Annotated in this window: 11 protein-coding genes and 1 pseudogene; 10 read left to right on the top strand and 2 right to left on the bottom strand. The window is 58.1% G+C overall.

All coding sequences use genetic code 11. The features are described 5' to 3' along the window. Positions 1–132: IS3 family transposase (locus tag C230_RS23855; RefSeq protein WP_407635574.1), on the top strand; the 132-nt coding region annotated here is incomplete at its 5' end. A gap of 249 nt (positions 133–381) precedes the next feature. Here the strand turns inward: C230_RS23855 and C230_RS0105860 are convergent. Continuing rightward, positions 382–678, bottom strand: a complete 297-nt coding sequence (locus C230_RS0105860) for an antibiotic biosynthesis monooxygenase family protein (protein WP_018131107.1) — start codon at positions 676–678, stop codon at positions 382–384. A 62-nt stretch (positions 679–740) separates the two neighbouring features. Further along, positions 741–929 (bottom strand): annotated as a pseudogene (locus tag C230_RS23330) (ferritin-like domain-containing protein); the annotation flags it as partial. 200 nt (positions 930–1,129) lie between these two features. Between C230_RS23330 and C230_RS0105850 the strand changes: the two are divergent. From C230_RS0105850 to C230_RS0105810, 9 genes are all read left to right on the top strand, one after another. Then, positions 1,130–1,492: an arsenate reductase family protein gene (locus C230_RS0105850; protein WP_018131105.1), complete on the top strand. Its 363-nt coding sequence runs from the start codon at positions 1,130–1,132 to the stop codon at positions 1,490–1,492. Continuing rightward, the gene (locus C230_RS0105845) at positions 1,489–2,721 is read left to right on the top strand and encodes a M16 family metallopeptidase (protein ID WP_018131104.1); all 1,233 of its coding nucleotides are present in this window, start codon (positions 1,489–1,491) and stop codon (positions 2,719–2,721) included. Before C230_RS0105850 ends, C230_RS0105845 begins: the two co-directional genes overlap by 4 nt. A 70-nt stretch (positions 2,722–2,791) precedes the next feature. Beyond that, positions 2,792–3,643: a diaminopimelate epimerase gene (gene dapF, locus C230_RS0105840; protein WP_211208005.1), complete on the top strand. Its 852-nt coding sequence runs from the start codon at positions 2,792–2,794 to the stop codon at positions 3,641–3,643. Positions 3,644–3,743: 100 nt separating this feature from the next. Then, positions 3,744–4,703 (top strand): DMT family transporter, encoded by a 960-nt coding sequence (locus C230_RS19590; protein ID WP_018131102.1) that lies wholly within the window; start codon positions 3,744–3,746, stop codon positions 4,701–4,703. Between the two features lie 45 nt (positions 4,704–4,748). Further along, positions 4,749–5,216 (top strand): YwhD family protein, encoded by a 468-nt coding sequence (locus tag C230_RS0105830; protein ID WP_018131101.1) that lies wholly within the window; start codon positions 4,749–4,751, stop codon positions 5,214–5,216. A gap of 323 nt (positions 5,217–5,539) precedes the next feature. After that, positions 5,540–6,904: an NAD(P)-dependent oxidoreductase gene (locus tag C230_RS0105825; RefSeq protein ID WP_018131100.1), complete on the top strand. Its 1,365-nt coding sequence runs from the start codon at positions 5,540–5,542 to the stop codon at positions 6,902–6,904. Positions 6,905–6,960: 56 nt separating this feature from the next. Then, a complete protein-coding gene (preA, locus tag C230_RS0105820; RefSeq protein WP_018131099.1) occupies positions 6,961–8,280 on the top strand; it encodes an NAD-dependent dihydropyrimidine dehydrogenase subunit PreA in 1,320 nt (439 codons plus the stop codon). Next, positions 8,268–9,653 carry a dihydropyrimidinase gene (gene hydA / locus C230_RS0105815; RefSeq protein ID WP_018131098.1) on the top strand — a complete coding sequence of 462 codons (1,386 nt, stop codon included), beginning with the start codon at positions 8,268–8,270 and terminating at the stop codon, positions 9,651–9,653. The genes preA and hydA overlap by 13 nt, the downstream gene beginning before the upstream one ends. A 144-nt stretch (positions 9,654–9,797) precedes the next feature. Then, positions 9,798–10,688 carry a nitrilase-related carbon-nitrogen hydrolase gene (locus C230_RS0105810; RefSeq protein WP_018131097.1) on the top strand — a complete coding sequence of 297 codons (891 nt, stop codon included), beginning with the start codon at positions 9,798–9,800 and terminating at the stop codon, positions 10,686–10,688. Positions 10,689–10,751: the final 63 nt, after the last annotated feature.

Genomic DNA, 10,751 nt, shown 5'->3' with positions numbered 1-10,751 from the left:
GCGGTCGAGGAATTCGTGCGCAGGTACAACAACCGCCGGCTACATTCGAGCCTGCATTACCTACCGCCAGCCGAATTCCATCGCCGCCATCTTGAGACAGGACTACAACCAAAGCGCCCTGTGAGGGTGTGACGCACGTGGGTGCGTATTGTGGGCCTTTGCCCTTAACTGCCTCAAGCCAGAGGGAGGCGGAGCTGTCAAGGGGAACCGAAGGTTCAGTGTCAGCGACCCTTGACAGACCGACGACCGATGGCAATTTATGGACCAGGGCAAAGGCCGTAGAAAGAATGCGAAAGATCACAATATCAGGAGCATATGTCCAATCTAAGGGTGTTAATCCGACCAAAGTCGTCACCGGTGAGTTGTTGTTTGGAATTGTTCTTACGTGCTATGGATCACCTGGTAGGTTTCAAGTTTGGAGCCGGTGGCGGTCGATTGGCCGGTGCGGCGCTCATCGTGCGCCCTGCGGAACGATTCGCTCTGCGTCCAGGCGACGAACGCTTCCTTGCTCTCCCATTTGGTAAACACGATCTGCTTGTCCTCCTCGTTCGAATCGAGGAACAGAAACTCCAGGCAGCCGGGCACCTGTTTCATGTTTTCCGCGCTTTTGGCGAACAGTTCCGCCATTTTCGTCTTGCCTTCGGCGGGGACCTGGAGTACGTTGAACACGACGTACATGTTTGGAAGCCTCCCTGTACAATTTTGACAGCCCTTCCGGTGAAGGACTGTCGGCAGCGTGCTTATTTCAGGAAAGCACGCAACATCCATACATGCTGTTCCAGGCCGGTGTGGATGGCGAGCAGCAAATCATGTGTGGGTTCATCATTCGCTTGTTGGGCAATTTCCATTCCCGCTTTCAATTCGGCTATAATGGTGGAGTAGTCGTCGATGATCGCTTGCACCATCTGCTCCGGCGATTCGTCAATTGTGCAATTTTACATACAACACGGTCCAGTTGGCGACTTGTTTGTTCAGTACATTCGAGATTTGATTCAAGCGAAACACTCCTTCGGTGAAAAACGTTGTAGATACGTACTAGTATACCATTTATTGGACTGGACAACCGTAAGAGGTATTACAGTTTTTCCGGTCGAATTTGCGGATAATGATACGATAGGAGGATCCCAACATGACTGACGTATTATTCATTCAGTATCCGAAATGCACCACGTGCCGCAATGCGAAAAAATACCTGGAAAGCAAAGGGGTGTCGCTCAAGGAGCGGCACATCGTCGACAATCCGCCGACAAAAGAAGAACTGCGCGCTTGGATCGAAAAGAGCGGATTGGACGTCCGCAAATGGTTCAACACGAGCGGACAAAAATACCGCGGGCTCGGCCTGAAAGACAAACTGAAAGAGATGGACGAGGAGGCAATCCTTGAACTGCTGGCATCTGACGGCATGCTGGTCAAACGGCCGATCATCGTCAGCGGGGAGAGGGTGACCGTCGGATTCAAACCGGAAGAAGTGGACAAGGTGTTGGCTGAATGACAGGTCGTTCTGCAGTGCAACGGACGCGATTGCCAAACGGCATTCGCATTCTCACCGAGCGCACGCCGCATCACAAGGGAGCGGTGGCGCTTTTTCGCTTCGCCGCCGGTTCCGCTTATGAAGCGCCTGCCGGGTGGGGAACGGCCCATTTTCTCGAACATATGGTGTTTCAGGGAACGCCCGACAAAAATCACGATACGCTGATGATGGAATTGGCCCGGCTGGGTGCGGTCGCGAACGCGTCGACCGGCTTCGAATCGACCGTCTATGACCTGACGGCTCCGGCTTCGACGATGCTGCAGGCGCTCGAGATCATGGCGGAGATGTTGAGCCGCTTTGCGCTGGATGAGCAGGCGGTCGAGCGGGAGCGGGACATTATCCTGGAAGAGTGGCGGATGACGCGGGACGACCCGGCAGCCTGGGGGGAAGATTGTTTGTACCATCAGGTGCTGGGCGATTTTGGCCATCCGATCCTCGGTACGGAGGAGACGATCGCGGCGATCGGCAGGGGTGACCTGCGGGAATTTGCCGAATCCTACTATACTCCCGAAAATCTGATCGTGGCTGTCGCGGGAAACCTGGAACACGAGCGAGTGGTGGAGGTGCTCGCGCGCTGGTTCGGAGCGGACAAGCGGTTGAGCAAGCCGAAGCCTCCCGTGCGGATCGCCCGGTCACCCCGTTTGCATATCGACGAGGAGCATGAGCAGGAGCAAATTTTCATCGGGTTTCAGGCACCGCCGCTAAGCGACGGAAAACTTCCGGCGTTCGATGTGCTGACCTCGATTCTTGGCGGGGATTCGTGGTCGCGGCTGTTCCGCAAAATCCGCAACGAACTGGGACTCGCTTATTCGATCGGAGGATTTTATTCTGGCTGGCAGGAGATCGGATTGTACGGCATTCAATCGGCAACGCATCCTGACAACGCCGGGCGGTTGCTGGACGAGATCCGGCGGGAAGTGGCGGCGATTCGGCATGATGTGACAGCCGACGAAATCGAGCTGGCAAAAGCGACGTTGCGGGCGAATCTGCTGTTTGGCGTCGACCAGTTGAGCTGGCGCGCGGAACGGCTGTTGGTTGATGAAGCGGTGTTCGGCCGCATTCGTCCGGTCGAGGAAGACCTGCGGGCGATTGCCAATGTGTCGCGGGATGACGTGACCGAACTGGCGCAAACGGTGCTGGATCTGGACAAGTCGACGCTCGTCACGGTCGGCAGAGTGCCGCTGGATTGAAAAATCAAACGCGCGTTTTCCGTTCGATCCGTTATAATAGAAAGAAGAATCACGGATGGGACGGTATGGGGTGAACGGATTGAAATTCACGAAAATGCATGGGTTAGGCAACAATTATATCTATGTGAATCTGTTTGAGGAAACGCTCTGCGAGGAGGAACTGCCGGAACTGGCTGTTCGCGTCAGCGATGTCAACACCGGGATCGGCGCCGACGGGATGATCCTGATCGGGCCTTCCGACAAGGCCGATTTTCGCATGCGCGTATTCAACAATGACGGATCGGAAGCAAAAAATTGCGGCAACGGACTGCGCAGCGTCGCCAAATATGTGTATGACCGGGGAATGACCCGGAAGCGGGAGTTTCAAATTGAAACGCTGGGCGGTGTTGTGCAGGCGCGCGTTCAAGTGGGGCAGGACAACAAGGTGGAATTGGTGACGGTCGACATGGGGGCGCCCCGTTTGTTAAAAAAAGACTTGCCGATGCTGGGCGACCCGGAAACGACGACGATCCTGGAGACGATCGACGTTCAGGGAACCCCGTATACAATTACCGCCGTTTCCATGGGGAACCCGCACGCGGTGATTTTTGTTGACGATCTAGATCAGGTGAATGTGGCGGCAGTCGGTCCGCTGATTGAGCGCCATCCGTTGTTTCCCGAGCGGGTGAACGTCGAGTTTATCCAGGTGCTGAACCGCGGGGAAATCATCTTCCGCGTGTGGGAACGCGGATCGGGCATCACGCAGGCGTGCGGCACAGGCGCTTGTGCGGCGGTGGTGGCGGGCATTCTGACGGACCGGTTGGACCGCAAGGTGCTTGTCCATTTGCTCGGCGGCGACCTGGAGATTGAGTGGCAGGAAGACGGCCCCGTGTTGATGACGGGACCGGCCGCGTATATTTGCGACGGTGTATTTTACCGGTAAGGCGGCAGTTGTTGCCGGGGGCGATGCGAGCCGGGGAACCTGGCTGATCCGGAGAAGGGTGTGGGCAACGAATTTTTCAGTGTGAAAGAAGAGTGGAACGATGAGGGAAGACCGGGCGGTCAAAGCGCTGCTTGCGGCTGTCGTCGTGATTTGGGGCTTGAATGTGGTGATGGTGAAATTCTTGGTGGGACATTTTCCGCCCATCACGCTGGCGGCGGTACGAATCGGGGCTGCCACTTTGTTGCTGCTGGCGATCCTGGTTTGGTGGCGGGGCGGGCAGCATCCTTCGTTCCGGCAGATCCCGGCGCGGTCTTGGCTGTACATTATCGGGGCTGGCGTGTCCGCCATCTTTTTGCACCAGACGACGCTGGCGATGGGACTGCAAACGGCGAACGCCTCGACCGGTTCGCTGATTCTGGCCCTGAACCCGCTGGTCACGGGGCTTTTGGCCTATTTTTTGTTTCGCGAACCGTTGACGTGGAACCGGGTGCTCGGGTTGGTCATGGGGTTTTCCGGTGTGTTCCTGGTGGTGGCGGGCGATTCGATGCTGGAAGGAAACGGCCGCTTTCTGTTTGGAAAAGGGGAATGGCTGGTGGTCGCAGCGATGCTGTTTTATGTGGCGGGCGGTCTGTTCGTGAAGAAAGCGGCGGAAACTGTCTCGGTGGTGGCGATCACCGCTTATATGCATGCGGTCGGCACGTTGTGTCTGGCGGTTGCTTCCGTGTTTGAGACGCAGGAGAGGGGCGGCGTCACATGGCCCGCCGACTGGTTCGTCTGGACGGTGCTGCTGTTCTCCGCCTGGGTGGCCACCGGGTTGTGCGGCATCTGGTGGAACAACGGTATCCAAAAAATCGGGGCGGGCCGCACCGCTATGTTCCTCAACGGGATGCCGGCGGCCAGCCTGGTGTTTGCCGTTCTGCTTTTAGGCGAGCGGATGATCTGGATTCATGCGGTCGGGTTTGTCACCGTGTTGATTGGCGTGTATCTCGGCACGATGAACCCCAGGCGGCCGGTTGCAAACTTGCCGACTTCCCTGCCTTCCAAGCAGGTTGGGCATTAGAGGGCAGGGCCGGAGCCGATACAAACAGTATGGGAGGCGACACGGATGGAGTTAAGTTTGACGGCAAAGACGGGGCATGACACGCCCGATGAGTTTGCTTCGCTGTCGGCAGTCATTATCGACGGGGATTCCGTGTTTGTGGACAACGGGGCGATTCACGGGAAGAGCCGGGTGGAACGGGGCATCCAGTTTGGCGCGAAAAGCCCCGACCAGATTCCGAACGGACGGCGCGTGTGTGTCGTCTGGGTGACGCTGAAAAAAGGCGAGACCGGCATGGGCTACCACGGCATTTGTGCGGCGATTCCGTTCCGGATCGACGTGGAGGCCAAACTGGGATACAAAAGTTTGCCTGATCAGGTCAACAAAATGAGCGATGCGATGAAAGGCCTGATCAAACTGGAGGTGCTGGAACCGGAGGAGAAAGCTAAGCTGGGCGCTTTCCTGAAAGAGTTTCGCGGCGGCGAACTGTGGAACCAATCTCGTCCCGAAGTGCGTGAAGCGTTTGGGGAGTAGCGCCTCCTTCCGGGGTGTAGCAGTGACTGTGGGCGGGCGTTTCTTTTGCGACGGCGAAAGAAACGCCCGTTTTTTGATTTGACAAAATGTAAAAACGTTTGTCAAAAAAAGCTGACAACGAGTCCAAGAATCTTTTCAAATATGCATCGATAAAATAAACCGAACAGCAAAATGAGGACAAAGGGGGACACGGAAGAGCGGGACTGACGGTTGTGTCCGAATGCTCACACATCCCGGCCGATCACCGATTTGGATCATCTGCCAAGCGACCGCCAGGCGGTTTCCAAAACATCGATTCTACCACTCATCAAGGGGGTATCGGAATGGCAGTGAAACAGGCGTTCATCCCCGTGGAGGATCTCCACGCCAATTTTCGGGAAGTGGTGCCGCCGCTGAAACCGAAAGAAGCGGTTGATGAGGCGAACCGCTGCCTGTTTTGTTATGACGCGCCTTGCGTCAAAGCGTGTCCGACGAGGATTGACATTCCGTCTTTTATCAAAAAAATCGCCACCGGCAACCTGTACGGCTCGGCCAGAACGATCATGGAGTCCAATCCTGTGGGGGCGAGTTGCGCGCGGGTGTGCCCGACTTCCGAACTGTGCGAAGGCGCTTGTGTGTTAAACCATGCGTCGCGCCCGATCATGATCGGCCTGTTGCAACGGTATGCGACCGATTGGGCGATCTGGAACCGGGCGGTGTTATTTCAAGCCGGGGCGCCAAACGGCCGCAGGGTGGCGATCGTCGGCGCCGGACCGGCAGGCTTGTCGGCCGCCCGCGAACTGGCCCGGATCGGGTATGATGTCACCGTCTATGAAGCGAAAGAAAAAGCGGGCGGGCTGAACACGTACGGGATCGTGTCCTTCCGGCTGCCGCAGGAGATTCCGCTGTGGGAGGCTGAACAGGTCGAATCGCTCGGCGTGCGTTTCCGCTATGGCGTCAAGGTGGGGGTGGATGTACATGCACAAGAGCTCGTGGATACACACGACGCGGTGTTGCTGGCGGTCGGTATGGGGGCCGTCCCCCGCCTGGGGATCGAAGGCGAGGAACTGGCGGGCGTCTGGGATGCGATTTCGTTTATCGAGGAGACCAAGACGAAACCGTTGACGCGCGATTTGATCGGGAAAAAAGTGGCTGTGATCGGAGCGGGCAACACGGCGATCGATGCGGCCACCTGTTCGGTGCGGCTGGGGGCGGAACGGGTCCAGATTTTCTATCGCCGCACGCAGCAGGAGATGACCGCCTATGATTTCGAGTACGAGTTCGCCAAACAGGACGGGGTGGAATTCCGTTGGCGGGTGGCGCCAACAAGGATCCTCGGTGTGGATGGCCGAGTCACCGCGCTTGAGCTGATCCGGATGGAACTGGGGGAACCGGACGAGAAAGGGCGGAGACGGCCGGTTCCGGTACCCGGCAGCGAGTTTGTGGTCGAGGTCGATTATGTGATCAAAGCGATCGGGCAGGAACGGCAGTTGCCGTTGATCGAGGCGTTTGGAATCAATCACCGGAACGGAATCCCCATCGTGGAAGAAGGAACGTACAAAACATCGCGGACGAACGTGTTTGCCGCGGGCGATTTTATTTTCGGAGGCGGCAAGACGGACGCGATGGTGGTCGACGCCGCGGAGCAGGGCAAACGGGCGGCTTATGCGATTCATGCCGCGTTGGAACAGCAATCGCCAGCCGGTTGATGCGTGCCCACCTGTTTCAATGATCCTATCAAATCGGATGCAAGGAGGCGGGAAACATGGCGGATCTGCAGATCGAACTGGCCGGAATCAAATCACCGAATCCGTTTTGGCTGGCATCCGCTCCCCCGACCAATTCGGGCTACCAGGTGATGCGGGCGTTTGAAGCCGGTTGGGGAGGAGCGGTTTGGAAGACGCTGACGGACGACCCGATCATCAATGTCACATCCCGGTTTGCCGCTCTGCATTATGGCGGACAGCGCGTACTGGGATTCAACAATATTGAACTGATTACCGACCGTCCGTTAGAGGTCAATCTCAGGGAAATGGCGGAGGTGAAAAAACGGTTTCCCCAACACGCGCTGATCGCGTCGCTGATGGTCGAACCGAAGCGGGAGAAATGGCATGAAATCGTGAAGGCGGTGGAAGCGGTTGGCGTCGACGGATTGGAACTGAATTTCGGCTGTCCGCACGGAATGGCGGAACGGGGGATGGGGTCGGCTGTCGGCCAGCATCCGGACCTTGTCCGGCAACAAACGGAGTGGGTGAAAGAGGTCGCGCAAACGCCCGTGATTGTCAAGCTGACGCCGAACATCACCGACATCCGGTTCACCGCAAGAGCGGCGAGGGAAGGCGGCGCGGATGCGATCAGTCTGATTAACACGATCAACAGTTTGATGGGGGTCGACCTTGATACATGGCTGCCGATTCCGCATGTGGACGGAAAGGGGGCGCACGGCGGCTATTGCGGGCCGGCGGTGAAGCCGATCGCGCTCAACATGGTGGCGGAGTGTGCGCGCGATCCGTTGGTCGGCATCCCCATCTCGGGCATCGGCGGAATTTCGACCTGGCGCGACGCTGTTGAATTTTTGCTGATGGGCGCTTCCGGCGTGCAGGTTTGTACAGCCGCCATGCATCACGGGTTCCGCATCGTCGAGGATATGATCGATGGGTTGAATCACTATCTGGATCAAAAAGGGATCCCGTCCGTCAGGGACATCATCGGCAAATCCCTGCACACCTATTCCGACTGGGGCAATCTCAATCTCAACTACAAAATCGTCGCCCGCATCAACGAAGCGACCTGCATCAACTGCAACAAGTGCCATATCGCGTGTGAGGACGCTTCCCATCAATGTATCGACATCGTGCATGACGAGCGGACCGGCAAACAGCACCTGGTGGTGCGTGAAGACGAGTGCGTCGGGTGCAATCTGTGCCAAATCGTATGCCCCGTGGAAGGTACGATCCAAATGGTGGAAATTGTCACAGGCAAGCCGCCGCTGACATGGAATCAACGGCAGGCGGCGTTGGCTGGTCAAGCGTCCTGCGGCGGCGAAACGATGAACAAGCGGGGGGATCATAGATGCGCAAACTGATTCGCGGCGGAACGGTGGTCACCGCCAGCGAAACGTATCAGGCGGATGTTTTGATCGAAGCGGACAAAGTGGTCGCCATCGGCGAGCAACTGGAGGCGAGCGGAGCGGAGGTGATCGATGCGGGCGGCTGTTATGTGTTCCCGGGCGGGATCGATCCGCACACACACCTCGATATGCCGTTTGGCGGAACGGTCACGGCGGACGATTTCGCTTCCGGCACGCGGGCGGCGGCGTTCGGGGGAACGACCTCGATCATCGATTTTTGCCTGTCCAACAAAGGGCAATCGCTGCGGGAGGCGATCGCCATCTGGCACGAGAAGGCGAGAGGCAAGGCGGTGATCGACTACGGATTCCATCTGATGATCGCCGAAGCGAACGACCAGGTGCTGGAAGAACTGGCGCATGTTGTGGCGGAAGAGGGAATCGTGTCGCTGAAAGTGTTCATGGCGTATAAAAATGTTCTGCAAGCGGACGATGAAACCCTGTTCAAAACATTGGTCCGCGCCAGGGAATTGGGCGCCCTCGTGCAGGTGCACGCGGAGAACGGCGATGTGATCGATTATCTGACGAAACGGGCGTTGGCGGAAGGCAAGACCGATCCGATCTATCATGCGCTCACCCGGCCGCCGGAGGCGGAAGGGGAGGCGACCGGCCGGGCGGCCGCTCTCACCGCGCTTGCCGATTCGCAACTGTACGTGGTTCACGTCTCCTGCGCGCAGGCGGTGCGGCAGATTGCCGAGGCGAGGGAGAAAGGGTGGCAGGTGTACGGCGAGACCTGTCCCCAATACCTGGTGCTTGACATCAGCTATTTGGAACAGCCCGATTTTGCCGGAGCGAAATATGTGTGGTCGCCGCCGCTGCGCGAGAAATGGCACCAGGACGTGCTGTGGAACGCGTTGTGCAACGGCATTCTGCAAACGGTCGGCTCCGATCAGTGTTCCTTCAATTTCAAGGGCCAGAAGGAGTTGGGGAGAGGCGATTTCACCAAGATCCCGAACGGCGGCCCGCTGATTGAAGACCGTTTCGGCGTCGTCTACTCGGAAGGAGTGCACAAAGGGCGGATCAGCCTCAACCAGTTCGTCGATGTGATCGCCACGAAAGCGGCCAAACTGTTCGGCATGTTCCCGCGGAAAGGCACGATCGCCGTCGGGTCGGACGCCGATCTGGTGATTTTCGATCCGGGAGCCACGCGAATCTTGTCGGCCGCCACCCACCATATGAACGTGGACTACAATCCGTTTGAAGGAATGAAGGTGCATGGACAGGTGGTATCCGTTCTGTTGCGGGGCGAGTTTGTGATCCGCGACAAACAGTTTGTCGGGCGTCCGGGATTCGGGCAGTTCATCAGGCGAACACCGTTTCGCCGGCCGTGACCCGGGCGGGGCGGGAGCGGCCTGCGCCACTGCGAGCGGGCTGGCGGGACCGGCTTCGAACAGCGGACGGTCCCTCAGCCGGCGGAGGGCGGGACCACCATTGCAAGTGACAGGATGGCCAAGTGAGAGCGAGGAGGTATAGCGATGCCCAACAAAGTGAAAATCGGTCTCATCCAAGCCTCGCACGATGTGCATGGCGATGAGCCTGTTGCCGTGCACAAGGAGAAAGCGATCGAGAAACATCTGCGGCTGGTGCGCGAGGCAGCCGACCGGGGGGCGCAGATCATCTGTCTGCAGGAAATTTTCTACGGCCCCTATTTCTGCGCCGAGCAGAACACCAAGTGGTATGAATCGGCGGAGGAGGTGCCCGACGGACCGACTGTCCGGCTGTTCCAAGAGATGGCAAAGCAGCTGGGCGCCGTGATCATCGTTCCCGTCTACGAAAAAGCGGGAATCGGCGTCTACTACAACACGGCGGCGGTGATTGACGCCGACGGGTCCTATCTCGGTAAATACCGCAAACAGCACATTCCACACGTCGGCGTAGGCGACAAGGGATGCGGATTCTGGGAAAAGTTTTACTTTAAGCCGGGCAACCTCGGCTATCCGGTATTCGATACGGCGGTTGCCAAAATCGGCGTGTACATCTGTTATGACCGTCATTTTCCGGAGGGAGCGCGGCTCCTGGGACTGAACGGGGCGGAGATCGTGTTCAATCCGTCAGCCACCGTCGCGGGGCTGTCCGAGTATCTGTGGAAACTGGAGCAGCCGGCGCACGCGGTCGCCAACGGCTATTATGTGGCGGCCATCAACCGCGTGGGCGTAGAAGCCCCTTGGAACATGGGAGAATTCTATGGCCAATCGTACCTGGTCGATCCGCGCGGCCGCATCGTTGCCATCGGAAGCCGCGACCAGGATGAGGTGGTGATCGGCGAAATGGATAAAAATCTGATTCACGAAGTCCGCGACCTGTGGCAATTTTACCGGGACCGCCGGCCGGAAACGTACGGCGATATGGTGCGGCTGCTTCCGTAGGAAACGACGGGGAGCGGGCGGGACTGGGCCCGGATAGGGCTGCTGCCGGGGGTGTCTGAGCCT

Source organism: Effusibacillus pohliae DSM 22757, from assembly GCF_000376225.1.
GTDB classification, from domain to species: domain Bacteria; phylum Bacillota; class Bacilli; order Tumebacillales; family Effusibacillaceae; genus Effusibacillus; species Effusibacillus pohliae.
This window is presented reverse-complemented; position numbering and strand designations above follow the sequence as displayed.

Bases quoted from the DNA above. Each gene is read 5' to 3' on its own strand.
- C230_RS0105860 (WP_018131107.1), bottom strand. From the start codon at position 678: ATGTACGTCGTGTTCAACGTACTCCAGGTCCCCGCCGAAGGCAAGACG.
- C230_RS0105850 (WP_018131105.1), top strand. From the start codon at position 1,130: ATGACTGACGTATTATTCATTCAGTATCCGAAATGCACCACGTGCCGC.
- C230_RS0105845 (WP_018131104.1), top strand. From the start codon at position 1,489: ATGACAGGTCGTTCTGCAGTGCAACGGACGCGATTGCCAAACGGCATT.
- C230_RS19590 (WP_018131102.1), top strand. From the start codon at position 3,744: ATGAGGGAAGACCGGGCGGTCAAAGCGCTGCTTGCGGCTGTCGTCGTG.
- C230_RS0105830 (WP_018131101.1), top strand. From the start codon at position 4,749: ATGGAGTTAAGTTTGACGGCAAAGACGGGGCATGACACGCCCGATGAG.
- C230_RS0105825 (WP_018131100.1), top strand. From the start codon at position 5,540: ATGGCAGTGAAACAGGCGTTCATCCCCGTGGAGGATCTCCACGCCAAT.
- preA (WP_018131099.1), top strand. From the start codon at position 6,961: ATGGCGGATCTGCAGATCGAACTGGCCGGAATCAAATCACCGAATCCG.
- hydA (WP_018131098.1), top strand. From the start codon at position 8,268: ATGCGCAAACTGATTCGCGGCGGAACGGTGGTCACCGCCAGCGAAACG.
- C230_RS0105810 (WP_018131097.1), top strand. From the start codon at position 9,798: ATGCCCAACAAAGTGAAAATCGGTCTCATCCAAGCCTCGCACGATGTG.